The sequence below is a fragment of the Halosimplex halobium genome (assembly GCF_051414055.1).
In the GTDB taxonomy this organism is placed as follows: domain Archaea; phylum Halobacteriota; class Halobacteria; order Halobacteriales; family Haloarculaceae; genus Halosimplex; species Halosimplex halobium.
Window position 1 is genome coordinate 201803 of record NZ_JBLKNX010000004.1, and the last position, 23280, is coordinate 225082.

Consider the following 23280-nt stretch of genomic DNA (forward strand, 5'->3'; position numbering starts at 1 on the left):
CCATTACTCCCGGGCGGCCCAGCGGCCCGTATGGACGCCACCGAGGCCCAGACAGCCTGCTTCGAGGCGGGCATCAAGTTCGGGTCGCTGTACCACCAGTTCGCGGGGACGCCCGTCAGCCCGGCGAGCGCCGACAGCCTCGCCCGCGCGATGGAGGAGGCCATCGAGAACCAGCCGTACTGCGAGTCGGTCACCGTCGACGTGCTGGTCGACGAGCTGGAGACCGAGCTGGCCGACTCGGCGGCCGACTACACGGAGCTGACCGGCCGGTTCGTGGCGGTCGAGATGACGATCGACTACGAGGGCACCGAGGTCCGGACGCGGATGGACATGCAGGACGGCTACCCGCTCATGCGCGTCGTCGACGTGGCCCCAGAGCCCTGACCGTCGGCGACCCGGGAGCGTTCCGGGGGCACCGGGAGGGCGAACCGACCACGAGAGATATGTGACTGGACGGACAACCGGTCCGGTATGTCCCTCGCCGCCCTGAACGACATCGAGGACGCCATCAAGGCGACCAAGCGGTTCCTCACGCCAGTCGACCGCGTGCGATGGTTCCGGCTCGCCGTGGTGATGTTCTTCGTCGGCGGCGCCGGCGTCTCCTTCCCCGGCACGCCGACCACGAACTTCGGCGGCGACACCGACACCCCCGAACCGGGCCCCGGCGCGCCCGACATCGCGCCCGAGTTGACGCCCGAGCTGATCGCGCTGATCGTCGGGATCGCCGTCCTCGGGGTCGTCGCCTTCCTGCTGTACTCGGTCGTCGGCGCGACGATGGAGTTCGCCTTCGTCGCCGCGCTGCGCGACGAGGAGGTGCGGCTGCGCCGGTCGGTCCGGCGGTACTGGCGGCGCGGCCTCCGGCTGTTCGGCTTCCGGTTGACCGTCTGGGTCGCGGCGATCGCGACGGCCGCGGCGATACTGCTCGGGGTCGGCGCGTCGATGGGCGGGTGGCCGCCGACCGCCTGGAGCGACGGGACGATCCTGACCGTCGTGCTCCTCGCGATCCCGGTGCTGGGTGTCGGCGCCCTGGTGCTCGGGATACTGCTGGGGTTCACGACCGTCTTCGTCGTCCCGGTGATGCTCGCGGAGGACCGGGGCGTCCTCTCGGCGTGGCGGCGCTTCTGGGGGACGCTGACCGACGAGCCCCTGGAGTTTCTCGCCTATCTGTTCCTGTCCTTTCTGCTCGGGATCGGCGTTGCGATGGCCGTGGCCTTCCTGCTCGTGTTGCTGCTGATCGCGCTCGCCGTCCCGTTCCTGGTCGTCGGCGCGCCGCTCGGGTTCGCCCTCGCGATGGCTGGCGGCGGAACGGCCGCCGCGGCGGTGATCCTCGTGCTCGTGCTCCTGTACGGCCTGCTCGTGTTCGTCGGCGGGCTGCTGATCCAGGTGCCCTTCCAGACGTTCCTGCGCTACTACGCCCTGTTCGTCCTCGGCGACGTCGAGCCCCACTTCGACGTGATCCCCGACGCCCGCGCGGCCGTCCGGACCGACGGCGGCGACGACGGTGACGGGACGACCGGGACCGCAACGGCCGGTGACGACGGTCCCGGGGCGCCCGACGGACTCGACGACGACAGCGCGGACGCCGGCGCCGACGGGGGCGACGACGGCTGGAACGTCGACCGCGGGGACCGCGACGGGGACGACGACCGGTGGTGACGCCCGCCTGGCCGGGATCGACACCGGCGGACCGTAACTGATCGGCCGGTCCGGCGGTATCGCTCCGGTCGGCGCCGCTACGGTCGAGTTTCACTTTCGGTTCCAGGCGTGTTTTTAAACGGGACGGGGCCGAAGGGGGAGACATGAGTCAAGCGACCTTCGACGACGACGACCTGTTCGAGGACGCGGCCAGCGAGATGCGCGAGGACGTGGAAGCGAGTCTCGACGAAGCCCGGGCGGCGCTGCCGGAGGCCGACGCGATCTGGGAGGTCGACGCCGACAACACGCTGGGCGTGCTCAACGCGCTCCGGTCGGCGCTGGACGTGGAGGACGCCGAGGACCACCTCGTCGACGCCAAGAAGTGGTACACGATGGGCGAACGCGCCGACGCCTTCGAGGACGCCGACGACCTCGCCGAGGAGATCGAGGCCGTCGAGGACCTGATCGACGACGTGACCGCGGCCCACGAGGAGGTCAGCGACCTGGCGAGCACGGTCCCGCAACTCCGCAGCGCGCTCGAGGAGTTCGAGGCCGACGACGAGACCGAGGAGAGCGACGAGGAGGACGCCGACGCCGAAGCCGACGCGGACGCAGAGGAAGCCGAGGCCTGATACGGATTATTGCGAGACATTCCGGGATCGACCGCACGCAGTCGTGCGGTCGACCCGGTAAACGTTTGCAATAATCCGTATGAGCGACGAACCGGGCGAGGACAGCCCGGTCAGCGCCGGTCCGGCCGCGACACGTCACGCGTCGCGACCGCGTCCAGCAGCGTCGCCAGTCGTTCGGCCGCGCGCTCGCGCAGCCACTCGCCGAGCGGCTCGCTCCCGTCGCGGGGGTCGCCCACCGCTCCGTTCTCCGAGAACTCCGCGGAGTCGTAGGCGAGGTTCGTCCCGCTCACCCACTCGCCCCAGCCGTCGGCGGCGCCCGCCGCGGCGTCGTCGAGCTTGTCGTCGCGGACCAGTCCGGGGTTCACCGCGCGCACGAGCGCAGTCTCGACGGGGCCGCCGTGGCCCATCCGGACCGCGTCGAGGTCGACCGGTGGCGCGTCGGGGTCGCCGGTCCAGTCGCGGTCGAGGTCGACGGCGTCGAACCAGGTAAAGGGGACGGCGTAGGCGTCGTCGTGGCGGCTGACCCGCCCGCAGACTTCTCTGAGCGGCCCGACGTTGCCGCCGTGGCCGTTGACGACGACGACGCGGTCCCAGCCGTGGTGGGCGAGGCTCCCCACGGTTTCGCGGACGTAGTCGCGGAAGGTGTCCTCGCTCACCCAGAGCGTCCCCGCGAAGTGGCGGTGCTCCTCGGCGACGCCGACCGGGACCGTCGGTGCGACGACGACCTCGCCGTCGTAGGCCTCGACACCGGCCTCGGCGACGGCCTCGGCGGTCAGCGCGTCCGTGCCGAGCGGGGCGTGCGGGCCGTGCTGTTCGGTGCTGCCGACCGGCAGGACGGCCAGATCCGTCTCGACGGCGTCGGCCTCGGGCCAGGTCGATGCCGAGAGGTGCATACCGGCCGCTCGCGGCGGCGACGGTTAAGCGATACGGCCGCGTCGGAACCGTCGTGGCCAGCCATCCTTTTCCCAGCCGGTTCCTCGGCCGCTACGCTCCCTGCGGGGAACCCGGGTAGCAAAAACGTGGGCGAAAACACCGTCAGAGCTTGCTCTGGCGGAGAACCGGCGCTCTGTGCCGGATGCTACCTGCAGGTGACGGCTGTTGTAGTAAGCCGTTGCGGTGCGGTTGGCGCGCGCTGTCGCGTTTCATCGCGCGACGGTAGCCGCGCGAGGTCTTCGGGAGCCTGCGACCGAAGGCTCGTCGGAGCGTGCTCCGACGGCGGATTCGCGACTCGTGTGTCGCGAATCGGCTGGGGAGGCTCGTGGCCGTCTGCGGTGCTGTGCAGGGCGGGTGCGGTCGCGGTGCTGTCCTGGCGTCCGCGCGAACGTGTGAGCGCGGGGCCCGGGAGAGCGTGCTCTCCCGGTGGACTGAACGGGCGAGGCGCGCTCGCGCCGACAGTCGCCTGAGCGGGCACTATCCGCGCGGTGCGAGGCGCTCGCGCCTCGAAGCGAACGGCTGTGCCGTGAGCGGGCGGTGCGGAGAGCGCGGATATCCCGCCTCAGCGACCGCGAGCGCGTCGAGGGCGTTCGGCGCTCACCGTCGAATGCGGTCGAGTCGACAGCTAGCGAGCGCGGCGAGGGCTTTCATCGCTCACCGTCGAATGCGGTCGAGTCGACAGCTAGCGAGCGCGGCGAGGGCTTTCATCGCTCGCTGTCCCCTGCGGTCGCTCTCGAACAACTTCCTTCCACGACAAACCACCCAGAAACACCCACTCAACGAACAACACGAACAGAACGTCGTCGTTCGAGACAGCGACGCTTATCGCGTGCGATAATCGCCCCCGAATAGTTATTTCGGGGAGCGCGGAACGTGGTGGCAACGTGACGGGACCGAGCGACCGGTCGAGTGATGAACGCCGAGCGATCCGGGGGAGGGGGCGCCGATGAGCGGCGACTCGGCGCGGTACGGGTGGCTCCCTGCCTCGGTCCGGACCGAGCGTGCCGCCACGCTCGCGGCGACGCTGACGCGGGTCCTGTTCGGCGGCCGTCCGGGGCTGGCGCTGTTCTGCGGGGCGCTCGCGCTGTACCTGCTGACCTGGCGGGTCGGCGTCTTCTTCAACGACATCGGGCTGTACACGTGGATGCTCGAACGGCTGGCCGACGGGCGGCTGTCGCTGGGCGTCCCGGGCGAACTCGGGCGGAGCTACCCGGGGATGCACTACCGCGACGGGCGGGTGTGGGGCCGCGGGTACGGCCTCGTCGCCCTCGGCCTGCCGGTCTACTGGGCGGTCGAGGCCATCGACCCGCTGGTCGACCTGCGCTGGCTCGTCGTCGCCGCGTTCAGCGCGCTCGTGGCCGCGACGACCGCGCTCGTCGGCGACCTGGTCGGCCAGCGTCGGCGCGGGCTCGCGGCCGGTGTGGGACTGGGCGCGCTCGCGCTGGCCGGCAACGCGTGGTTCTACAAGCCGCTGCGAGTCGAGCCGTCGACGGTCGCCTTGCAGCTGGCGACGATACTCGCGGGCGCGGTGGTGGTCGTCGCCGTCTACCGGCTGGTGGCGCTCCGGCACGGCCGGACGGTCGGCGCGCTCGCGGGGGCGGCCGTCCTGCTGGGGACGCCCGTCGCCTTCTGGGCGAGCGCGCCCAAGCGACACACGCTGTCGGCGATGTTCGTCCTGCTGGCGGTGTACGCGTTCGCGGCGAGCCGCGAGGACGGCCGCACGCCCCTGGAGAGCGCGGCGCTCCGGGGCGGCGCCTTCGCCTGCGGCGGCCTGCTCGCGTGGGTCCACGCCCCCGAGGGGATCACGCTGCTGGCCGCGCTGGCCGTCGTCGACCTCCCGACGGCGCCCAGGAACGACCGCCGGACGCTGGCCGTCGTCGCCGGGCTGGCCGGCCTCGCGCTCGTCCCCTACCTCGCGACGAACGCCGTCGTCGCGGGCAACCCGCTGCTCCCGCCGCACTTCCTCGACTCCTACCACGGGGCGTCGCTGGCCGAACTCACCGACGGCGGGGCGGCGAGCGCTGGCGGTGACGGCGCCACCGCGTCGAGCGGCGGCGAGGGCGGGCCGAGCGGTGGAGCCGGCACGGCCGGATCGAGCGGTGGCGTCCTCGCGGCGGTCGCGGGTACTCTCGCCACGCTCGCCGGGACGGTCGTCGCGGGGGTCGAGGCCGTCCGGCCGCTGGCCCGGCGGGCGCTGGAGATGTACGTCGGCGGGGCCGTCGCGCTGGTCACCGAGCCCGAACGGGTCTTCCGGACGTTCGTCCGCTGGGGCGAGGCCGACAAGCCCGTCACGAACCTCTTCTTCGACGGGCGGACGAACCTCTCGGTGCTCGAATCGGCGCCGGTCCTCGCGGCGCTGGTCGCGCTCCCGCCGGCGCTGGGCCGCTGGGGCCGACAGATCCGCGACGACGGCCGCCGCCTCCGTGAGGCCGTTGACGCCGTGGACCTGCTCGTCGTCGTGTTCGCGGCGCTGTTCCTCTCGCTGTACATGGGCAACCTCCCGGTGCACGTCCAGGCGACCGTCCGGTACCTCCACCCCCTCTACCCGCTGGCGGTCTACGGCTGCGTCCGGGTCCCGCAGGTCCGGGCGCTGTTCGTCGACCGCACGCGGGCCGTCGCCCTGGGCTACGAGGCGGGGCTGGTGCTCGGGACGCCCGCGGCGTTCGGCGCGCTCCTGTTCGTCGACGCGTCGAAGGGCGGCGTCGTCCAGCCGTTCGGGCTGGCGTCGCTGGCCGCCGCCGCGGTCCTGGCGGCGGCGCTGGTGGCCGCCCGCTACGACGACCGGTTCGAGGGGGTCGCCGCGGGCGCGCTCGGCGTCGCGACCGCGATGGCGACCGTCTACCTCCTGCTCACGTCGTTCGTCCTCTTCCACTACGGCCCCTCGGCGCTGCCGGCGGTCGACGCCCTCAGCGGCGAGTTCCGCTGGCTCGCGCTGACGAACGGCTGACTGGCCGCGGGCGCGGGGCGCTCGGCGCCGCCCGGACCGCGGAGGTTTTACCGCCCGGCCGGATAGACGCCTCCAATGAGCCAGCCGAGCCCCGAGGTCTACGAGCAGGGCAAGGGGATGGACGCCCACAACAAGGTGATGCGCGAGGTGCGCTCGCGCAACGACGCCAGCTACGACCCGCGCGAGCCCACGCGGGTCTGGCTCGACGAGGACAACACCCCCGACGGCTTCGTCGATTCGCTCACCATCATCCTCAACACCGGCGGCTGTCGGTGGGCCCGCGCCGGCGGCTGCACCATGTGCGGCTACGTCGCCGAGTCCGTCGACGGCGGCAGCGTCGCCCACGAGGACCTCATGGCCCAGATCGACGAGTGTCTGGAACACGAGGAAGAACACGCCGACGACCTGCGCGGCGACCGCGCCGACCTGATCAAGATCTACACCTCCGGATCCTTCCTCGACGAGCGGGAGGTGTCCGCCGAGACCCGCCGGGCCATCGCCGACACGTTCGGCGACCGTGACCGCATCGTCGTCGAGTCGCTGCCCGACTTCGTCGACCGCGAGAAGGTCCGCGAGTTCACCGAGCAGGGCATGGACTGCGACGTGGCCATCGGTCTGGAGACCGCCACCGACCGCGTCCGCCGCGACTGCGTCAACAAGTACTTCGAGTTCTCGGACTTCGAAGACGCCTGCGCCGAGGCGAGCGCCGTCGACGGTGGCGGCGTCAAGGCCTACCTCCTGATGAAGCCGCCCTTCCTCTCGGAGGGCGAGGCCGTCGAAGACATGAAACGGTCCGTCCGGCGCTGTCTCGACGTCGAGGGCTGTCACACCGTCTCGATGAACCCCTGTAACGTCCAGCGCTACACGATGGTCGAGGACCTGTACCACGAGGGCGGCTACCGCCCGCCGTGGCTCTGGTCGGTCGCCGAGGTGCTGGAGGCGACCGCCGACGTAAATGGGATCGTCGTCTCCGACCCGGTCGGTCACGGCTCCGACCGCGGCCCGCACAACTGCGGCGACTGCGACGACCGCGTCCAGCGCGCGATCAAGGACTTCGACCAGCGCCAGGACCCCGCCGTCTTCGACCAGGTGTCCTGCGACTGCGAGCGCACCTGGGAGGCGGTCGTCGAGCGCGAGCGCAGCTACTCCCTCCCGCTCGCCCGGTAGCCACACGGTTTCGACACCTCCCGACTCGCCGCCGGCACCCGTTCGACCCGAAACGGTCCCCTCCGGTCGCCGCCGTGAGTCAGTCGTTGACACGGTTCGTGGCGGTACAGTCCGGCGGTTTCACTTCCACTCCGGTTGCCGTGGGTTTTTATGCGTCTACGATCAAGGGCATCGTAGGGGCCCTGGAGACCCCGACTGTCACACGCTCCAGCCCCTACGTTCCCCCATCCTATCCCTGCACTCCCCGTAGTCGCGACGCCGCGTCGTATCCGTGGCTTCGACGGCGAGTCCGGCGATCCCCCTCCCGCTCTGAATCCGGTCTATCGTACTCGACGGCGAGCGGTGGCACGCCCGCGGCGCGCTCGCAGTCGCTGTCTCCGAAAATCGAAGATTTTCGGGATCGGGCGAGAGCACAGCTCTCGCAGCCCTCGCGAATCTCCGATTCGCTCAGTGACGGGGGAGCGAAGCTCTCTCGAACCGAGCGGGATATCCGCGCTCTCGGTACCGCCCGCTCACAACAGAGCCGTCAGCTTCGAGGCGCACAGCGCCTCGCACCGCGCGGATACGTTGCCCGCTCAGGCGACTCTCGGCGCGAGCGCGCCTCGCCCGTTCAGTCCACTGGGAGAGCACGCTCTCCCGAGCCCGCGCTCACACGTTCGCGCCGACACCGGGGACCACAACCGCACGACACCGCAACCGCACAGCACCGGGAGGGCCACGAACCTCCCCAGCCGATCGCGACACGCGAGTCGCGAATCCACCGTCAGAGCACGCTCTGACGGCCCATCGGAATCGCAAGCGATTCCGAGACGACAGCACGCGCCGACCGCACCGTAACCCCTCACCGCAACAGCCCCTGGCTGTAGTGAGTATCCGGCGCGAAGCGCCGGTTCACCGGACGCGAGGGAGCGAAGCGACCGAGGAAACCCGGGTAGCAAAAAGATGGCTGGCAACCTTTAACCGCGGCGAGTGCGAAGAGTCGACCGAATCGATGGCTCCGAAAGACACCGAAGCGTGCGGTCGCTGCAGCATGACGAGCGTCGTCGACGCGGCGAACGAGGGCGACGGGGGCGACCGCGACCTCTTCGGCGACGCCCGCATCGAGATCCCCGAGGACGAGATGCGACGCGTCGCGAAACCGCAGATCCTGCTGGGACGCGCCAAGCGGACGATCGACGAGGTCGCGACGCGACTCACCTACGGGCGATAATGGAGGAGAGCGTCTCCGGCTTCAAGACCCGCGGCGGGTGGGTCGACGCGGTCGAACACGGCGAACGCATCGTCCGCGCGCTGAAGGACCTGCGGGAGGACGGCGAGGACGGCGTGTCGCTGGCCGCCCTCGACGAGTTCGACGAGTGGCGACCCAAGAGCCACGAACGGCTCGACGAGGACGTCAACGCCAAGACCGCCGACCAGGCCAGCGTCCAGGAGGGCGAGGGCGAGAAGGCCGGCAAGGACCCCGACGAGGACCTCCAGACCGCCGGCGAGAAGCTCACGGAGTCCTACGAGAACCTCGAGGACGAGGACACCGACGCGGCCGTCGACAAGTGGGGCGAGTCGCTGGACTACGTGGCGCGGGCGGCCGACTCCGCCGGCCGCAAGGCCGTCCGGAAGGTCGAGGACGCCGTCTACCGCAACGTGATGACCCAGATCGCGCCCTACTACTTCGACAACGAACTCATCAGCGCGAACCTCCAGCGGGTGTCGGGCGACGACCGCCCGGAGTACGTCTTCGAGATCAACGTCAACGACGACGACCTGAAGATCAAGGTGTCGAACAAGCTGGCCGACTACGAGTCGACGGTCGACCGCTGGCACGTCGACACCGAGAAGGCGACCGACGCCGCCGAGGCCGCGGAGGGCGTCGAGGCGCCCGATCCCGACGCCGAGGCCGACGCCGAGACGACCTGAGCGGCCGACTTTCTCCGGACCGACACGTCACCGCCCGAACCCGCCGCAGCCGGCAAGCTATTAAGGCAACGGCCGGTAGCCGTGGCCAGATGGCATCGCTGGGGATACTGCTGGTCGCGGCGGCGGCGAGTCTGTTCATGGCGTGGGCGATCGGCGCGGGTTCCTCGGGGTCGACCCCCTTCGCGCCCGCGGTCGGCGCCAACGCGATCTCGGTGATGCGGGCCGGCTTTATCGTCGGGATCCTCGGGCTCGCCGGCGCGGTCTTCCAGGGTGCCAATGTCACCGAGGCGGTCGGCCAGGAGCTCATCCGGGGGGTCACGCTCTCGCCCGTGGCCGCCGTGGTCGCGCTCACCACGGCGGCGATCCTCGTCGCCGTCGGCGTCTTCGCCGGCTATCCCATCGCCACCGCGTTCACGGTCACCGGCGCCGTCGTCGGCGTCGGCCTCGCGCTGGGCGGCGACCCGGCGTGGGCGAAGTACCGGCAGATCGCCGCGCTGTGGGTCGCGACGCCGTTCCTCGGCGGGGGGATCGCCTACGGGACCGCCCGCCTGCTGCGCAACGAGGGCATACCCGAACGGGTCGCCGTGCCCGCGCTCGCGGGCGTCGTCGGCGCCATCCTCGCCAACGTCCAGTTCGTCTTCCTCGGCCCCGCCGGCGAGCAGGACTCGGTCGTCACCGCGGTCGGGGGCGCCGTCGACGCGCCGCTGCTCGCCGTGCGGGCGGGCGTCTCCCTGGCGTTCGCGGCCGTCGCCGCGCTCGCGCTCTGGGTCGACATCCGCTCGAACGGCGAGCGCGGCCAGCGGCACTTCCTGCTCGTCCTCGGCGGCCTCGTCGCGTTCTCGGCCGGCGGCAGCCAGGTCGGCCTCGCGATCGGGCCGCTGGTCCCGCTGCTCGACCCGTTCGGGCTCCCCATCGTCGCCGTCCTCCTCGGTGGGGGGATCGGCCTCCTGGTCGGCTCGTGGACCGGCGCGCCGCGGATGATCAAGGCCCTCTCGCAGGACTACTCCTCGCTCGGCCCCCGCCGGTCGATCGCCGCGCTCATTCCCTCCTTCGCGATCGCCCAGACCGCCGTCTTCTTCGGCATCCCCGTCTCGTTCAACGAGATCATCGTCTCGGCCATCGTCGGCAGCGGCTACGCCGCCGGCAACAGCGCGGTCAGCAAGGAGAAGATGCTCAAGACCGTCGCCGCCTGGGTCGGCTCGCTGGTGCTGGCGCTCGGCGTCAGCTACGGCGCGTTCGCCGCCGTCGACGCCGTGCTGTGACGGGGTGTGGACGCCGACGCGGAACGCAGAGGGAAGCGCCGCCGCTCGTGGGGTGAGTCACCACGCACCACGCGCAGAGCCGAAAAGTCGCCGCGACGCCTCGACCGGAGGCCGGGGGCTTATACGGATTATTGCAAGCGTTTCCCGGGTCGACCGCACGCGTGCGGTCGATCCCGGACTGTTTTGCAATAGTATTACTCCTCGTCGCCGAGCAGGTCGGCGGGGTCCTCGCCGCCGCGGTCGGTGATCCGGGCGTTGATCTGGCGGGTCGCCTCGCCGACCTCGCGGCCGCGGACGGTGACGCGGCGGCGCTCGCCGTCGCGGTCCGGGTCGTAGCCCGTGCCGCCCTCGAGCATGATCTGCTTGAGTTCGGTGCCGCGCACGTCGCTGCGCATCGGCCGACCGGTCTCGTCGGAGCCGCCGGTGATCTCCAGGGTGAACCCGGAGAGGCCGACGGCGCCGCCGTCGACCTCCTCACCGATCTCGCGGCCGATGAATCGGTTCGCGTCCTGTCCGTCGATCTCGACCTGGTAGGTGTGGCCGTCCTCCGGGTCGGAGACGGCGACCGTGAAATCTGCCATACCCGGTCGAACTCGGCGCGCGTTCAAAAGCCCGTCGGAACGCCCCGTCCGTCGCCGTACCCGCCGAGCCAACCGTTCGCACGGGTCCGCGTCACCGCGACTCCTGTCCCGTCCTATCCCCGCCGTCCGTCGCCTCGCCGTCGTCCGCGTCGTCCCCTTCCCGCAGGTCCAGGGTGAACCCGGTCTTGGCCTCGCGGTCGAACCCGCACGACTCGTAGAACTCGTGTTTCCAGGCCCGGTCGGAGCCGGTCAGCAGCATTACCTTGTAACAGCCGCGCTCGCGCGCCCGGTCGACGGCCGCCTCGACGCACTGGCTGCCGAAGCCCTCGCCACGGTAGGCTTCGTGGGTGACGACGTTCTCGACCAGCGCGAACGGTCGCGCACCCCGCGTCAGGTTCCTCGTCACCGACAGCAGGCAGGTGGCGACGAGCCGACCCTCGTGTTCGACGACCACGACATCGAGCGTCTCGTCGGCGACCATTTCCGCCCAGAGGCCCGACACCTCGTCGGGCGCGAGTTCGGGGTCGTCGGGGTCGAGATGCCGGTAGAGTTCGAGCAGTTCGTCCAGTTCGTCGCGGCGGGCGGATCTGACCGTCGCCATGGGCGTTCGTGCGTGGCTGGGCCGGCACCGACAATGAATCGCGGTGGTCCGGGGCGGCCTCACGCCCGTTCGACGCTCACGACCGTCGAGACGCGGGCGTTCTCCTTCAGGCGGATGCCCGCGCCGCCGACCGACAGCGGCACGCGCCCGAGTTCCGACAGCTCCAGCGTCGGGTGGAAGGCGCCGCGGGCGGCCACGGCGTCGCGCGTCTGCACCCGCGCGACCGAGTCGTCGGGGACCGACAGCGACTCGTTGTACGCGACCAGATACTGGCCCGCGTCGAGGTGCCACCACTGGTAGTCGTCGCCCTCGTTCCGGAACTGGCGGTCGTGCGGTTCGAGGTCCGCGGCTTCGAGTTCGCCGCCCCCGAAGTCCACCCGGCCGGGCTCGGCGACCTCGTAGACCTCCGTGACCGTGAGATCGAGCCCCCGCCCCTCGGTCTGGGTCGGCTCGTGGACGATCCCGTCGACGAACGCCGTCAGGTCCGTCATATCCGTGTCTCCGACCGCGCCGGGCAAAAGCGTGGGGTCGGTCGGGAAGTGTTCCGTTTGAGTTGTTCGTTGAGTAGTGGTTCCTGATTGTTCCGGTGTGGAAGGGAGTTATTCGGGAGCGACCGCAGTCGACAGCAGGCGCTGAACGCCCTCGGCACGCTCGCTCGGAGTTGGATCGACCGCACTCGACAGCGAGTGCTGAAAGCCCTCGGCCCGCTCGCGGTCGCTGAGCGACATATCCGCGCTCTCCGCACCGCCCGCGCGGATAGGGGTCGCTCAGACGACTAAAGTGGACGCGAGCGCGCCTCGCCCTTTCAGTCCGCCAGGGACCGCACAGCACGGCACCGCAACCACCCCGCACAGCACCGCAGACAGCCACGAGCCTCCCCAGCCGATTCGCGACACGCGAGTCGCGAATCCGCCGTCGGAGCACGCTCCGACGAGCCTTCGGTCGCAGGCTCCCGAAGACCTCGCGCGGCTACCGTCGCGCGATGAAACGCGCTCCAGCGCGCGCCGACCGCACCGCAACCGCTCACCGCAACAGCTCCTGGCTGTACTGACCGTGTCCACCGAGCGGGGCGGTCCGACGACCTCACTCAGTCCAGTTCCTCGACGTGGCGGACGTGGGCGGCGATCCCGCGGGTCGAGCGGGCCATCTCGGGGCCGGACATCTCCGCGCGGCCGACGGCGAAGGCGCTGGGGCCCTCGAAGACGACTTCGTCGCCGACGCGGATCGACTCGTCGGCGTCGACGATGCCCGGCGCGAGGACGCTCCCGTGGGGGACGAAGTCGTCGATCTGGACGCGCTTGGTGGGCGCGTCGCTCTCGACCCACCGGCGGGCGCCCGCGAGCGTGAACGCCAGCGTCCCGTAGGGGCGGACGACCACGGCCAGTTGCTCGCCGTCGCCGTCGTGGGCCTGGAGGCCGGGGTGGCTCCCCCGGATCCGGAGGTCGTCGAAGAGGTCGTCGCCCGCGCCGGGACCGAACTGGTAGTCGGCGATCGCTCTGATGGTATTGTGCTGGCGCTCGCGCTTGCCGTACTTCAGTTCGCCTTCGAGCTCGCTGGCGAGGTTGCCCAGGGAGTCGGTCGTGGTCGGGTGGTCCTCGACGGTGTAGGTGAACTCGGTCCCCAGCGACGCCTCGACGCGCTCGCAGATGGGCCGGTAGTCCTCGGGCACGTGGGCGATGACCCGCGGATAGTCGGTGTTCTCCAGGTACCGCTCCAGCACGTTCGCGACGAACTCGACCTCGTTTTCGCTCCAGCGGCCGGTGACGACGGAGTCGTAGTGCTGGGCGGGGTAGGTGAGCTCCAGTTCCTGCGGGACGACGCCGATGGGCGAGGTCATCGACACCTTGTGGGCGCGCCACTGGACGGCGTCGTGGTACTGGCCGTGGCTCTGGGAGTCGCTGTACGGTTTGCGCGCCGAGCAGGGTACGAGCACGAGCGGGTTGCCGAAGCGGTTGCGATAGCGCGAGGTGACTCGCTCGGCGAACCGCTGGATCTCCACCCGGCGGATGGTGTCCTCCGTGGCGGCGGTGATCTCGGCCTGCCGCAGAATGGGGGTTCGCTCCTCCAGATAGCCGTACTGCCCGTCGAGGCGGCGGAAGACGGCGGTGAGCCACTGTTCGTGGCGGGCCTGGCCCTCGATGTAGTCGCGCAGGCGGCCGTCGCGGATCCGCCGGCGGACGGTCTTCAGGGCGGCGGCCAGGGCGTTGACGTTGTGGCGGGCGCAGTCGGCGCGGTCGAACTCCTCGCGGGGCTGCTGGCAGACGGGGCAGGCGCAGGGGAGTTCGTCGAGGTCTTCGAGGAACTGGTGGCCGTCGACGGTGAGATAGCGACCCTGGGTGCCGCGGACGACGGCGCGGTCGGCGTCGACGAGGTCGACGCCCGCGTAGACCAGCGTCGCGACGTTGGCGGGCGTGGCGACCCCCGGCAGGTACAGCGCGGCGTCGTAGGGGATCGCCTCGCGGACCCGGACCATCGCGTCGACGAACTGCTCGGCGTGGCCGGCGATCCCCGGCGCCCCCGAGAGGACGTAGGCGTCGGTCCCCAGGTCCTCGGCGGTGTCGGCCGAGATCACGGCGGCGCTCGGGAAGTCCACGTCGGTGACCTCGGGCCCGAACGCGTCCTGCACTTCGTCGGGTGTGCCGGCGGGGAACCCGCGGGCAGGCAGGACGGTGAGCCGCGCGTCGTCGCCCTCGGGGGCGTCGGGCTCGGTCGCCCACCCGCTGCCCTCGTCGGCGAGGACTGGGTGGGCGGCCCCCACCTCGGGGGCGTCGTCGTCGCGGTCGGCGTCGGTGACTACGGCGGGCGTCGTCACCGGCGAGTCGAGGCGCACCTCGGCGAGACGGGCCGCCCCGTCGCGCTCGTGGACCTCGAAGTGGTCGGTCATGGTTCTCCCGTCGGTGTGTGGTGGGATGAGACTGTCGTCTCGGGGCGGGACCGGGGACCCGCTACCGGTCGCTCACACCACGAGCGGGAGCGCGAGCAACACGATCGCGCCGATACAGGCGAGCGTCGCCAGCAGCAGCCGCTCGAAGCGGTCGCCGACCGGGACGACCTCGCGGTAGGCGGGGTCGAGCGTCCAGACCATCCGGTAGTACAGCCCCGCGGTCGACGCGGCGAACAGCCCCGTCGAGACGACTACCCCGTACCGGATCGGGAGCCCCAGCGCCCGGAAGTACAGCGGGCCGAACGAGTAGACGACCGCGAACGCGATGCCCGCCACCACCAGGAAGGGCACGGGGTCGACCGCCTCCCCTTCCTGGTTCCGGAGCTTCATGCGCGCGCTTGGGGCGCGACGGCCGTATGTCTTGTCCGCCGCCGTCCGCGCCGCCAGGGAGACGTGCCGGCGGTCGTCCCGTCACCGAGTCGTTTAGGTGGGGCCGTCGAGACACGCAGGTATGCTCGTGACGCTGGAGGGGCTCGACGGCAGCGGGAAGTCTTCGGCGGCCGCCCACCTCGCCGACAGCGGCGCCGTCCCAGCCGACGCGGTGTTCACCCGCGAGCCCACCGAGTCGTGGTACGGCGAGGCGGTCGCCCGCTCGATCGGCGACGAGGACGCCGACTCGCTGGCCGAGCTGTTCCTCTACACCGCCGACCACGCCGACCACCTCGACCGGACGATCCGCCCCGCCCTCGCGGACGACCGGCTCGTCGTCTCCGACCGCTACTCCGACTCCCGGTACGCCTACCAGGGCGCGACGCTCGCCGACCACCCCCACCTCGACGTCGACGACCCGCTCGCCTACGTCCGCGACGTGCACCGGCCGTTCACCCGCCGACCCGACGCGACGATCTATCTCGACGTCGACCCCGAGACGGGCGCCCGCCGGGCGGGGGCGACCAACAAGATGGAACAGGTCGCGTTCCTCGAGGCCGTCCGCGAGAACTACGAGCGGCTGATCGACGACGACCCCGGGCGGTTCGTCCGCGTCGACGCCACCCGCCCGCAGGAGGCGGTGTTGGCCGACATGGAGTCGGCGGTGGTCGAGTTGCTCGACGGGTGAGAGGGGCGTTTCAGCGGACTTTCAGCGATTCTCGTAGCGGTTTGGCCGGTCGCCCCGGTCCCAGCGGTCGGGGAGGTCGACCTCGTCGGGGGAGGGCATCCAGAAGTAGTCGAAGGTGATGCCCGCGACCGTCGGCAGGAGGACGATCACCGTCACGACCGCCCCGGCCGAGCCAAGGTCCGGCCCCAGCGGGAGGACGCCGCTGAAAAACAGCGTCGACATGACGAGCGCGAACGGGACGAGCAGGGCGGCGTAGAGGAACCCGCCCCAGCGGGTCGACAGCCGCACCCGGAAGAAGCGCGTCATCAGCGCGGCGACCGCGCTGTGGGCGACGAGGAGGAAGACCAGTTCGAGGGCGTCGACGGCACTGACCATACCGGCCGTAGGGGCCGCGCGCTCTTTGAGGTGTCGACTGCGCGCTCGCGAGTCGGCGCAATCCATTTTTCGGCCCCGCCCCACGGGACGGTATGCACCGCGTCGTCGGCGAGCGGTCGCTGGGCGAGTCGAGCGTCGAACCCGACCTGGCGCGTACGCTGCTCCGGGAGATGGTCTTCGCCCGGGTCTTCGACGAGCGGGCGGTCGCGCTCCAGCGCCGCGGCTGGATGAGCGGCTACCCGCCCTTCGAGGGCCAGGAGGCCTCCCAGGTCGGCGCGGCCCGCGCGCTCGCCGCCGACGACTGGCTCTTCCCGACGTATCGCTCGAACGCCATGCAGCTCGCCCGCGGCCGCTCGCCCGCCGACATCCTCCGCTTTCGCCGCGGGTTCTCCGAGTACGAACCCGTCGACGAGGACGACGCCATCGCTGGCAGGGAGCCGGTCACGTTCACGCAGGCGACGCCGATCGCGACCCAGCTCCCCCACGCCGTCGGGGCGGGGATGGCCGCGGCCCACCGGGGGGCCGACCGCGTCGCGTGCGCCTGTCTCGGCGACGGCGCCACCTCGGAGGGGGACTTCCACGAGGCGCTGAACTTCGCGGGCGTGTTCTCGGCGCCGGTCGTCTTCCTCTGCGAGAACAACGGCTGGGCGATCAGCCTGCCGACCGACCGCCAGACGGCCAGCGAGACCATCGCCGGGAAGGCCGACGCCTACGGTATCGAGGGCGTGCGAGTCGACGGGATGGACCCGCTCGCGGTCTACGAGGTCGTCGCCGAGGCCCGCGAATCGGCCCTGTCGGGCGACCCCGTGCTCGTCGAGAGCCTGACCTACCGCCGGGGGCCGCACACGACCGCCGACGACCCCGACCGCTACCGCGACGCGGCGACCGGGGACCTGCCCGAGTGGCGGACTGCGGACCCGCTGGAGCGGTACACCGACTACCTGCGGGAGGAAGGCGTCGTCGACGAGGGGTTCGTCGCGGCCGCGCGCGAAGCGGCCCGCGAGGAGCTGGACGAGGCCGTCGCCGCCGCCGAGGGGAGCGAACCCGACCCGGACGACGTGTTCGACCACGCCTATGCGGCGCCCCCGCCGCGGCTTCGCGACCAGCGGCGGTCCGTCGTCGAGCGGGACGAACGGCGGGAGTGAGCCGCCGTCGCGGGAGTGAGCCGGCACAGTGGGCCGAGCGGCGGTGGCGCCGCCGGGTCGGTCCGACCGCGGCTGCGGAGCCGGGGCGGCGTGAGGATCCGGTCGCGAGGAGAGCGGTCAGTCCAGACAGATGTAGGTCTTCGTGTCGGCGACGCCGTCGAGGTCGCGGAGTTTCGTCGCGACGCCGTGCATGAGGTCGTACACCTCCTCGCCGACCGCCTCGACGATGATGTCGTACTGGCCGGCGACGATGTGCGCCTCCTCGACCCCGTCGATCCCCCGGATCGAGTCGAGCAACTGTTCGGACTTCCCGGCCGCCGTCTTCACCATAATAAAGGCCCGCACCATCGTAGACAGAACTTCGCTCGGCCGCTCCAAAAACCTTCCCCCGTCCCGCCGAGGACCGGATTAATCGGGTAGCGTGGGATTGACACTCATGATCGGCGTCGGGGGTTCGACCGGGGGGTCGCGGCCGCCGAACGGGGGGCGATCGGAGGTAGCTTTATTCCGCCCCTGGTCGTACGCGTTACCATGCGATTCGTTATCGTGGGTGCCGGTCGTGTCGGGCTGCGAACGGCACGCGCACTCGAAGACAGCGGACACGAGGTGGTCCTCATCGAGCGCGACCCGGCGAAGGTCGACCGCGCGACGGCGGAGGGCTACGAGGTCATCGAGGGCGACGCCAGCGACGAGCAGGTGCTGCTCTCGGCGGATCTGGACGACGCCGACGCCGTCGGCGCGCTGACGGGCGACCTCTCGACGAACTTCGTCGCCTGCATGGTCGCGAAACACCACGGCTGTCGGACCGTCCTCCGCATCGACGAGGAGTACCGCGAGGACATCTACCGCAAGTACGCCTCCGACGTCGACGAGGTCATCTACCCCGAGCGGCTGGGCGCCATCGTCGCCAAGAACGCCCTGCTGGGGGGCAACATCCGCGCCGTCGCCGACATCGCTCAAAATCTCCAGCTGGTCGAACTCACCGTCACGCCCGAGTCGCCCATGCGGGGCTACACCCTGAGCGAACTGGAACTCCCCGCCGACACCGAGCTGCTCGCGTTCGGCAAGCAGGGCGACCCGCTGACGATCCCCGACGAGGACGTGTCGATGGAGGTCGGCGACACGCTCGCCATCCTCGCGGACTTCGGGAAGCTGGACGACGTGCGCCAGCTGGTCGTCGGCGAGGCCGTCGCCGCGACGGGGGGTGCCTGAGATGGTCCGCGCCTACGTCATGGTCAAGGCCCACTCGGGCGACGCCGAACGCCTCAAATCCGAGATCCTCGGCGTGGAGGGGGTCGAGGACGCCTACATCGTCGCCGGCGACGTGGACTTCATCGCCACCGTCAGCGTCGACGAGACCGCCGACGTGAAGGCCGTCGCCGCCACCCACATCCAGAATCTGGAAGGCATCGAGGACACCCAGACCTACGTCGCGATGGATTAGGGCTCTCGCGACCGACTTAGGGTATCGCCGCTCGCCCGTTTTCACTCCGTCGTCCGGAACGCCCGGTCGCCCGCGTCGCCCAGCCCGGGCACGATGTAGCCGTCCTCGTCGAGTTCGTCGTCGATCGCGACGGTGAGCAGTTCGGCCTCGGGGACGGCCTCGCCCACCTGCAGGAGCCCCTCGGGCGCGCTCACCGCCGAGAGGACGAACAGGTTCTCGGGCTCGGGCTGGCCCGCCAGCACCCGCTCCAGGACCGCGCACATCGTCGACCCGGTCGCCAGCATCGGGTCGGCGACGATGACGGTGTCCTCGGGTTCGATGTCCGGGAGCTTGACGTAGTCGACGGAGATGGGGAACTGTCCCTCCTCGTCCATCCCCGCCGTCTCGTCGCGGCTGGCGGAGATGACGCCCTGGCGGGCGCGCGGGAACGCCTTCAGCAGCCCCTCGACGAACGGCGTCGCCGCGCGGAGGACGTTGACGATCACCACGTCGTCCAGCCCCTTGACGCGCTGACCCATCGTCTCCGTGAGGGGAGTCTGGACCGGGACGTACTCGGTCTCCATCGCCCCGTCGATGATCTCGTAGCCGCAGACCCGGCCGAGCTTGACCAGCCCCTTCCGGAACGCCACCTGTTCGGTCTCCACGTCGCGCAGCCGCGTCAGCACGTCCGTGGCGAGCGCGTGGTCGATGAGTTTCGCGTCGCCGCGGTCTTCGATCGCCATACCCGCGAGTGTGTCCGGCCACACCAAATATCCACGGCTACAGGTGTCGGTGGTCCCTCGGCCGTGGGCGGATTCCCTCGACAGGCTCGCTGGCAGTATCGGTGGCTGCAGTCGACAGCAGGCGATGAATCGACAGCAGGCGGTGAAAACCCTCGGCGCGCTCGCTAGCTGGAGTCAGCATCGCAGGAGACCGCAGGCGGTGAAAGCCCTCGGCGCGCTCGCGGTCGCTGAGCGACATATCCGCGCTCTCCGCACCGCCCGCGCGGATAGGGGTCGCTCAGACGACTACACAAGCGCGAGCGCGCCTCGCCCTTTCAGTCCCCCAGGGACCGCACAGCACGGCACCGCAGACCGCACCGCAAAGCACCGCAGACAGCCACGAGCCTCCCCAGCCGATTCGCGACACCCGAGTCGCGAATCCGCCGTCGGAGCGCGCTCCAGCGCGCGCCACGGCGGAGAGCCGGGTATCTACCCGTCGTTCCCCAGGTTCCACAGTTCGACGTGGTCGGGAACGTCCGCGAGCGCGCTCGCGGGCCAGCCGTCGTGGCCGAGCGTGAACGCGGTGTCGGGGTGGGCGTCGACGAGCCGTCGGACCCCCGCGGCGGCGGCCTCGTAGGCAGGGGCGTCGAGCCGCTCGGGCGTCTCGGCGGTCAGGGGGTAGCCGTCGGCGAGTTCCCGCGGGAACGGGCCGAACGGTGGGAGCACGTTCCAGCACTCGTCGAAGCCGTCGGCGTCGTTGCCCTCGGTGAGCAGGACGGAGTCGCCGCGCGGTTCGAGCCTATCGAGCCGCCGGTGGTGGCGGACGACCTCGGGTCGGCGGGCGCTCTCGCCGGAGAGGTGGAAGAAGGTGTCCTTCGAGACGGGGTCGGTGCGTTCGAGTTGCCCGGCGTGGTCCAGCAGGGCGCGGTAACCGTCGAGCATCGCCGGGTGGCTGCGGGCACGGGCCTCGACGAGTTCCATGAGATCGCCCCGCCGGATGGCCTGCTTGATAGTCCGGAGCTCGCCGTAGGAGACGTGGAGGTTGTGCTCGGCGAGCAGCCGCTCGCGCTGGTCGTCGTCCATCTCCCGGAGTTCGGCCGGCGTGTAACTCGTACAGACCGGGCAGGAACAGGGGAAGTATTCGAGGTCTTCGAGGTGTTCGGTCGTGCGGACGGTCATGTAGCGGTCGTCGCGGGCGTAGATAGCGTAGGCCGCCGAGTCGAAGAGATCGCAGCCCAGCGCGACGGCGAGCGCGAACATCATGGGGTGGCCGGCGCCGAACAGGTGGACGGGCGCGCTCTCGGGGAGGCCCCGTTTCGCGGCGGCGACCACGTCCGCCAGGTCGGCGTAGCGGTACTCGTTCATCATCGGCACGACCGCGCCGACCGGGAACACGTCCAGCCCCGACTCGGCGGCGTGGGCACCTGCCTCCTCGCGGAGGTCGGGGTAGGTCGATCCCTGGACGGGCGCGTTGACGAGCATCTCGCCCGTCTCCACGTCGGCCGCCGTGGCGAGTCGCTCCTGGGTGGTCGCGAGTTCGTCCTCCGCCTGCTCGCGCGAGGCGTCGGGCGGCGTCGGGATGTCGACCGGCGTGCCGATGTCCGAGCCGATCCGGCGCTGGAAGTCGAGGATCTCCTCGGTCGTCACGTCGATGTCGCCGTACTCGGCCAGCTGGAACGATCCCGAATCCGTCACGATCGCACCGGAGAAGTCGAGCAGGTCGTGGAGGCCCTGCTGTTCGACGGGCTCGCGGAGGTCCTCGCTGCCGTAGAGGACGTAGGAGTTGGTGATGAGGATCTCCGCGCCGAACTCCGATTCGAGCTGTGCGGGCGTGACCGTCTGGAGGTGGGGATTGATCACGGGCAGCAGCGCGGGCGTCTCGACCGTGACGCCGGCGCGGGGGACCTCCAGTTCGCCCAGCCGCCCGGCGGCGTCGTAGCGGTCGACTTCGAAGACGTCGGTCATTGCCCGCGATATCCGGCCGGCGGGCCTAAGGGTTGTGTTCGGTCGCTATCCGAGGTCCGCGGGATCGATCCGGTCGACGATGCCGTCGAAGTCGTCGTCGAAGCTCAGTACGTAATCGAGGCCCCGCTCCTCGACTACGGCGACCGTCGTAGCGTCTGTAAAGCTGAGCTCCTGGTCGTCGTATCGCTCGAAGACATCGACAGATCGTTGGAAAAGCCCTGCGTCCACGTATTCGAACGAGAACACATCGGCGAATTGCCCGTCCCCGCGGATCCGTTGACCGATCGACCGTGCCGCGTTGAACCGACCGCTACGCTTCAACGTCAGCGTCACCGCCTCGTCGTAGATATAATCGCTTACGAACGGTTGCCCGTGTCTGTCGCGGTAGATCGCATTCATCGCGGCATCGGCGATGTCGTGCCGAGGTGCGCCCTCGTCGTGGTCCGCGTACAGAACACCGGTGTCGACGACGATACTCATCCGTAGAGGATGTCGTCGATGTCTTCTTCGCGAGTTTCAGTACCGGAGTCGAACGTCCCCTCGTTCATCCGCTCGATCTCCGCCTCCGAGAGCGGGACCTTCGTCTCGCGGAACGAGTCGACGAACTCCGATTTCGACTCGTAGGCGTCCTCCAGCAGGTTCGCCATTATCTCCTGCTGTGTGACTTTCTTCCCCGTTCGCAGTTTGATCTCGGCCTGTAGCTCCTCCAGGATCGACTTCGACTCCTCGTCCATCTTGACCGCTGTCGCCATATCTAGCAGTATCGTCTGAAACCTGGTTAACTTTTCTACCGGATTACTCCTCCTCGAACAGCGCGAAGTACAGCACTCCGAGCATCGACCGGCCGTCCCGGAGCTCGTCCTCGCGCGCGGCTTCCACGAGCGCGTCGAAGGTCGTGGCCTCGACGCGGATGTCCTCGTTGTAGTCCAGATCCCGCTCGCCGGTCGGCTCGCAGTCGCGGGCGACGAAGTAGTGGAAGACGGCGTCGGCAAAGCCGTTGGCCGGCTCGACGGTGGTGAGGTGTTCGACCTCGCCCGGCAGGTAGCCCGTCTCCTCTTCGAGTTCGCGGGCGACGCAGGATTCGGGGTCCGTGTCCTCAGACTCCATACTGCCGGCAGGGAGCGCGCGGTTCACGCGGCCGACCGCCTGGCGCCATTCCTCGATGACGACCACGTCGCCGTCGGGAGTGAAGGGGAGGACGACGACGCTCTCGCCCTCCGCGAGGTAGTCGAACTCCGCCTCCGCGCCCGACGGGAACCGGACGGTATCGGTGACGATGTCGAACCCCTCGCAGGAGTAGGAGGTGCGGCTGTCGAGCGTCTCCCAGGCGAGTTCGTCGGTCATGGTGGAGGGGACGGCGCGAGCGAGTTAGCGGTGTCGGCTGACCGCGGCGTGTGGCGCCGGCGGAGCGCGGACGGCCGACGGGTGACCGGCTCCGACGCCCGCGCCTCGAAACGCCGAAGGCCGGGCCGGTCGACGTGGGCCCATGGACGTACGCGACGAGTTCATCCCCGCCGAGGAGTTCGCCACCGTGTTGAACCGCGTGCCGCAGGTCTGTGTCGAGGTCGTGCTGGAGGGCGAGGACGGCGTCCTCCTCGCCCACCGGACGAACGAACCGGCGAGAGGCGAGTGGTTCTGGCCGGGCGGTCGCCTCTACAAGGGCGAACAGCTCGAAGACGCGGCCCGCCGCGTCGCCCGCGAGGAACTCGGCGTCGAGGTGGCTGTCGAGGGGCGAGTGGGCGTCTACGGTCACTTCTGGGACAGCTCCCGGGTCGAGGGCGTCGACTCGCGGCACACGGTCAACGTCGTCTTCCGCGTCTCGCGGGTCGACCCCGACGCCGCGATCGAACTCGACGACCAGCACGACGACTACCGGTTCGTGACCGGCGACGAGGACGGACTCCACGAGTACGTCCGGGAGTATCTGGTCGACATGGGACTGAGAGGGTAGCAGGGGGCGCGACGACCGGAGCGGCGTCC

At 70.4% G+C, this 23280-nt stretch carries 27 protein-coding genes; 13 read left to right on the forward strand and 14 right to left on the reverse strand.

The genetic code is table 11. The annotated features are described in order from the left end of the window. Positions 1–30 precede the first annotated feature (30 nt). The 3 genes from ACMGFG_RS05775 (at position 31) to ACMGFG_RS05785 (ending at position 2267) form a co-directional block, all read left to right on the forward strand. Positions 31–384, forward strand: coding sequence for a dihydroneopterin aldolase family protein (locus ACMGFG_RS05775; RefSeq protein ID WP_436929398.1), 354 nt, complete (start codon positions 31–33; stop codon positions 382–384). 87 nt (positions 385–471) lie between these two features. Next, on the forward strand, positions 472–1656 hold the full coding sequence (locus ACMGFG_RS05780) for a DUF7544 domain-containing protein (RefSeq protein ID WP_436929399.1): 1185 nt from the start codon (positions 472–474) through the stop codon (positions 1654–1656). 143 nt (positions 1657–1799) lie between these two features. After that, positions 1800–2267, forward strand: coding sequence for a DUF5790 family protein (locus ACMGFG_RS05785; protein WP_436929400.1), 468 nt, complete (start codon positions 1800–1802; stop codon positions 2265–2267). 110 nt (positions 2268–2377) lie between these two features. On the opposite strand, the gene ACMGFG_RS05790 is transcribed toward ACMGFG_RS05785, so the two are convergent. After that, the gene (locus ACMGFG_RS05790) at positions 2378–3160 is read right to left on the reverse strand and encodes a creatininase family protein (RefSeq protein ID WP_436929401.1); all 783 of its coding nucleotides are present in this window, start codon (positions 3158–3160) and stop codon (positions 2378–2380) included. 986 nt (positions 3161–4146) lie between these two features. Here ACMGFG_RS05790 and ACMGFG_RS05795 point away from each other — a divergent pair. The 5 genes from ACMGFG_RS05795 (at position 4147) to ACMGFG_RS05815 (ending at position 10487) form a co-directional block, all read left to right on the forward strand. Then, complete coding sequence (locus ACMGFG_RS05795; RefSeq protein ID WP_436929402.1) at positions 4147–6147, forward strand: hypothetical protein; 2001 nt, start codon at positions 4147–4149, stop codon at positions 6145–6147. A gap of 75 nt (positions 6148–6222) precedes the next feature. Further along, the gene (locus ACMGFG_RS05800; RefSeq protein WP_436929403.1) at positions 6223–7314 is read left to right on the forward strand and encodes an archaeosine biosynthesis radical SAM protein RaSEA; all 1092 of its coding nucleotides are present in this window, start codon (positions 6223–6225) and stop codon (positions 7312–7314) included. Positions 7315–8305: 991 nt separating this feature from the next. Beyond that, entirely contained in the window at positions 8306–8524 is a 219-nt protein-coding gene (locus ACMGFG_RS05805; RefSeq protein WP_436929404.1) for a DUF8007 family protein, read from the forward strand. Further along, positions 8524–9225, forward strand: coding sequence for a DUF5828 family protein (locus ACMGFG_RS05810; RefSeq protein ID WP_436929405.1), 702 nt, complete (start codon positions 8524–8526; stop codon positions 9223–9225). The genes ACMGFG_RS05805 and ACMGFG_RS05810 overlap by 1 nt, the downstream gene beginning before the upstream one ends. Positions 9226–9314: 89 nt before the next feature. Further along, positions 9315–10487: an inorganic phosphate transporter gene (locus ACMGFG_RS05815; protein ID WP_436929406.1), complete on the forward strand. Its 1173-nt coding sequence runs from the start codon at positions 9315–9317 to the stop codon at positions 10485–10487. Positions 10488–10681: 194 nt separating this feature from the next. Here ACMGFG_RS05815 and ACMGFG_RS05820 read toward each other — a convergent pair whose 3' ends face one another. The 6 genes from ACMGFG_RS05820 to ACMGFG_RS05845 all read right to left on the reverse strand — a co-directional run bounded on the left by ACMGFG_RS05820 (position 10682) and on the right by ACMGFG_RS05845 (position 14943). Continuing rightward, positions 10682–11068 carry a 30S ribosomal protein S6e gene (locus ACMGFG_RS05820; protein ID WP_436929407.1) on the reverse strand — a complete coding sequence of 129 codons (387 nt, stop codon included), beginning with the start codon at positions 11066–11068 and terminating at the stop codon, positions 10682–10684. 91 nt (positions 11069–11159) lie between these two features. Next, the gene (locus ACMGFG_RS05825) at positions 11160–11669 is read right to left on the reverse strand and encodes a GNAT family N-acetyltransferase (protein ID WP_436929408.1); all 510 of its coding nucleotides are present in this window, start codon (positions 11667–11669) and stop codon (positions 11160–11162) included. A gap of 59 nt (positions 11670–11728) precedes the next feature. Next, entirely contained in the window at positions 11729–12160 is a 432-nt protein-coding gene (locus ACMGFG_RS05830) for a dCTP deaminase/dUTPase family protein (protein WP_436929409.1), read from the reverse strand. 108 nt (positions 12161–12268) lie between these two features. After that, positions 12269–12397: a hypothetical protein gene (locus ACMGFG_RS05835; protein WP_436929410.1), complete on the reverse strand. Its 129-nt coding sequence runs from the start codon at positions 12395–12397 to the stop codon at positions 12269–12271. 359 nt (positions 12398–12756) lie between these two features. After that, entirely contained in the window at positions 12757–14553 is a 1797-nt protein-coding gene (gene arcS / locus ACMGFG_RS05840) for an archaeosine synthase subunit alpha (RefSeq protein WP_436929411.1), read from the reverse strand. 72 nt (positions 14554–14625) lie between these two features. Then, positions 14626–14943 (reverse strand): hypothetical protein, encoded by a 318-nt coding sequence (locus tag ACMGFG_RS05845; protein WP_436929412.1) that lies wholly within the window; start codon positions 14941–14943, stop codon positions 14626–14628. Between the two features lie 121 nt (positions 14944–15064). Here ACMGFG_RS05845 and tmk point away from each other — a divergent pair, with 121 nt between their 5' ends. Beyond that, on the forward strand, positions 15065–15670 hold the full coding sequence (gene tmk / locus ACMGFG_RS05850; RefSeq protein ID WP_436929413.1) for a dTMP kinase: 606 nt from the start codon (positions 15065–15067) through the stop codon (positions 15668–15670). Between the two features lie 21 nt (positions 15671–15691). On the opposite strand, the gene ACMGFG_RS05855 is transcribed toward tmk, so the two are convergent. Further along, positions 15692–16045, reverse strand: a complete 354-nt coding sequence (locus ACMGFG_RS05855; RefSeq protein WP_436929414.1) for a DUF7991 family protein — start codon at positions 16043–16045, stop codon at positions 15692–15694. A 92-nt stretch (positions 16046–16137) separates the two neighbouring features. Between ACMGFG_RS05855 and ACMGFG_RS05860 the strand changes: the two genes are divergently transcribed. Then, positions 16138–17190: a thiamine pyrophosphate-dependent enzyme gene (locus ACMGFG_RS05860; RefSeq protein ID WP_436929415.1), complete on the forward strand. Its 1053-nt coding sequence runs from the start codon at positions 16138–16140 to the stop codon at positions 17188–17190. 117 nt (positions 17191–17307) lie between these two features. Here ACMGFG_RS05860 and ACMGFG_RS05865 read toward each other — a convergent pair whose 3' ends face one another. Further along, positions 17308–17538 carry an Lrp/AsnC family transcriptional regulator gene (locus ACMGFG_RS05865; RefSeq protein ID WP_436911139.1) on the reverse strand — a complete coding sequence of 77 codons (231 nt, stop codon included), beginning with the start codon at positions 17536–17538 and terminating at the stop codon, positions 17308–17310. A 183-nt stretch (positions 17539–17721) separates the two neighbouring features. On the opposite strand from ACMGFG_RS05865, the gene ACMGFG_RS05870 reads away from it, so the two are divergent. Both ACMGFG_RS05870 and ACMGFG_RS05875 read left to right on the forward strand, forming a co-directional pair. After that, positions 17722–18402 carry a potassium channel family protein gene (locus tag ACMGFG_RS05870; protein ID WP_436929416.1) on the forward strand — a complete coding sequence of 227 codons (681 nt, stop codon included), beginning with the start codon at positions 17722–17724 and terminating at the stop codon, positions 18400–18402. Between the two features lies 1 nt (position 18403). Beyond that, positions 18404–18634: an Lrp/AsnC family transcriptional regulator gene (locus tag ACMGFG_RS05875; protein ID WP_436929417.1), complete on the forward strand. Its 231-nt coding sequence runs from the start codon at positions 18404–18406 to the stop codon at positions 18632–18634. A 41-nt stretch (positions 18635–18675) separates the two neighbouring features. On the opposite strand, the gene upp is transcribed toward ACMGFG_RS05875, so the two are convergent. From upp to ACMGFG_RS05900, 5 genes are all read right to left on the reverse strand, one after another. Next, the gene (gene upp / locus ACMGFG_RS05880; RefSeq protein ID WP_436929418.1) at positions 18676–19356 is read right to left on the reverse strand and encodes a uracil phosphoribosyltransferase; all 681 of its coding nucleotides are present in this window, start codon (positions 19354–19356) and stop codon (positions 18676–18678) included. A 468-nt stretch (positions 19357–19824) separates the two neighbouring features. Beyond that, entirely contained in the window at positions 19825–21300 is a 1476-nt protein-coding gene (tgtA, locus tag ACMGFG_RS05885; RefSeq protein ID WP_436929419.1) for a tRNA guanosine(15) transglycosylase TgtA, read from the reverse strand. Positions 21301–21345: 45 nt separating this feature from the next. Next, complete coding sequence (locus tag ACMGFG_RS05890) at positions 21346–21780, reverse strand: type II toxin-antitoxin system VapC family toxin (protein WP_436929420.1); 435 nt, start codon at positions 21778–21780, stop codon at positions 21346–21348. After that, the gene (locus tag ACMGFG_RS05895) at positions 21777–22052 is read right to left on the reverse strand and encodes a hypothetical protein (RefSeq protein WP_436929421.1); all 276 of its coding nucleotides are present in this window, start codon (positions 22050–22052) and stop codon (positions 21777–21779) included. Before ACMGFG_RS05895 ends, ACMGFG_RS05890 begins: the two co-directional genes overlap by 4 nt. Before the next feature lie 43 nt (positions 22053–22095). Next, complete coding sequence (locus tag ACMGFG_RS05900) at positions 22096–22644, reverse strand: NUDIX hydrolase (RefSeq protein WP_436929422.1); 549 nt, start codon at positions 22642–22644, stop codon at positions 22096–22098. Positions 22645–22786: 142 nt separating this feature from the next. On the opposite strand from ACMGFG_RS05900, the gene ACMGFG_RS05905 reads away from it, so the two are divergent. Then, complete coding sequence (locus ACMGFG_RS05905; protein ID WP_436929423.1) at positions 22787–23251, forward strand: NUDIX domain-containing protein; 465 nt, start codon at positions 22787–22789, stop codon at positions 23249–23251. Positions 23252–23280: the final 29 nt, after the last annotated feature.

Bases quoted from the DNA above. Each gene is read 5' to 3' on its own strand.
- ACMGFG_RS05800 (WP_436929403.1), top strand. From the start codon at position 6,223: ATGAGCCAGCCGAGCCCCGAGGTCTACGAGCAGGGCAAGGGGATGGAC.
- ACMGFG_RS05870 (WP_436929416.1), top strand. From the start codon at position 17,722: ATGCGATTCGTTATCGTGGGTGCCGGTCGTGTCGGGCTGCGAACGGCA.
- ACMGFG_RS05845 (WP_436929412.1), bottom strand. From the start codon at position 14,943: ATGAAGCTCCGGAACCAGGAAGGGGAGGCGGTCGACCCCGTGCCCTTC.
- ACMGFG_RS05835 (WP_436929410.1), bottom strand. From the start codon at position 12,397: ATGTCGCTCAGCGACCGCGAGCGGGCCGAGGGCTTTCAGCACTCGCTG.
- tmk (WP_436929413.1), top strand. From the start codon at position 15,065: ATGCTCGTGACGCTGGAGGGGCTCGACGGCAGCGGGAAGTCTTCGGCG.
- tgtA (WP_436929419.1), bottom strand. From the start codon at position 21,300: ATGACCGACGTCTTCGAAGTCGACCGCTACGACGCCGCCGGGCGGCTG.
- ACMGFG_RS05795 (WP_436929402.1), top strand. From the start codon at position 4,147: ATGAGCGGCGACTCGGCGCGGTACGGGTGGCTCCCTGCCTCGGTCCGG.
- ACMGFG_RS05830 (WP_436929409.1), bottom strand. From the start codon at position 12,160: ATGACGGACCTGACGGCGTTCGTCGACGGGATCGTCCACGAGCCGACC.
- ACMGFG_RS05785 (WP_436929400.1), top strand. From the start codon at position 1,800: ATGAGTCAAGCGACCTTCGACGACGACGACCTGTTCGAGGACGCGGCC.
- ACMGFG_RS05875 (WP_436929417.1), top strand. From the start codon at position 18,404: ATGGTCCGCGCCTACGTCATGGTCAAGGCCCACTCGGGCGACGCCGAA.
- ACMGFG_RS05780 (WP_436929399.1), top strand. From the start codon at position 472: ATGTCCCTCGCCGCCCTGAACGACATCGAGGACGCCATCAAGGCGACC.
- ACMGFG_RS05825 (WP_436929408.1), bottom strand. From the start codon at position 11,669: ATGGCGACGGTCAGATCCGCCCGCCGCGACGAACTGGACGAACTGCTC.
- ACMGFG_RS05820 (WP_436929407.1), bottom strand. From the start codon at position 11,068: ATGGCAGATTTCACGGTCGCCGTCTCCGACCCGGAGGACGGCCACACC.
- ACMGFG_RS05900 (WP_436929422.1), bottom strand. From the start codon at position 22,644: ATGACCGACGAACTCGCCTGGGAGACGCTCGACAGCCGCACCTCCTAC.
- ACMGFG_RS05855 (WP_436929414.1), bottom strand. From the start codon at position 16,045: ATGGTCAGTGCCGTCGACGCCCTCGAACTGGTCTTCCTCCTCGTCGCC.
- ACMGFG_RS05895 (WP_436929421.1), bottom strand. From the start codon at position 22,052: ATGGCGACAGCGGTCAAGATGGACGAGGAGTCGAAGTCGATCCTGGAG.
- ACMGFG_RS05860 (WP_436929415.1), top strand. From the start codon at position 16,138: ATGCACCGCGTCGTCGGCGAGCGGTCGCTGGGCGAGTCGAGCGTCGAA.
- ACMGFG_RS05790 (WP_436929401.1), bottom strand. From the start codon at position 3,160: ATGCACCTCTCGGCATCGACCTGGCCCGAGGCCGACGCCGTCGAGACG.
- ACMGFG_RS05810 (WP_436929405.1), top strand. From the start codon at position 8,524: ATGGAGGAGAGCGTCTCCGGCTTCAAGACCCGCGGCGGGTGGGTCGAC.
- ACMGFG_RS05865 (WP_436911139.1), bottom strand. From the start codon at position 17,538: ATGGTGCGGGCCTTTATTATGGTGAAGACGGCGGCCGGGAAGTCCGAA.
- ACMGFG_RS05815 (WP_436929406.1), top strand. From the start codon at position 9,315: ATGGCATCGCTGGGGATACTGCTGGTCGCGGCGGCGGCGAGTCTGTTC.
- ACMGFG_RS05905 (WP_436929423.1), top strand. From the start codon at position 22,787: ATGGACGTACGCGACGAGTTCATCCCCGCCGAGGAGTTCGCCACCGTG.
- arcS (WP_436929411.1), bottom strand. From the start codon at position 14,553: ATGACCGACCACTTCGAGGTCCACGAGCGCGACGGGGCGGCCCGTCTC.
- ACMGFG_RS05805 (WP_436929404.1), top strand. From the start codon at position 8,306: ATGGCTCCGAAAGACACCGAAGCGTGCGGTCGCTGCAGCATGACGAGC.
- ACMGFG_RS05775 (WP_436929398.1), top strand. From the start codon at position 31: ATGGACGCCACCGAGGCCCAGACAGCCTGCTTCGAGGCGGGCATCAAG.
- upp (WP_436929418.1), bottom strand. From the start codon at position 19,356: ATGGCGATCGAAGACCGCGGCGACGCGAAACTCATCGACCACGCGCTC.
- ACMGFG_RS05890 (WP_436929420.1), bottom strand. From the start codon at position 21,780: ATGAGTATCGTCGTCGACACCGGTGTTCTGTACGCGGACCACGACGAG.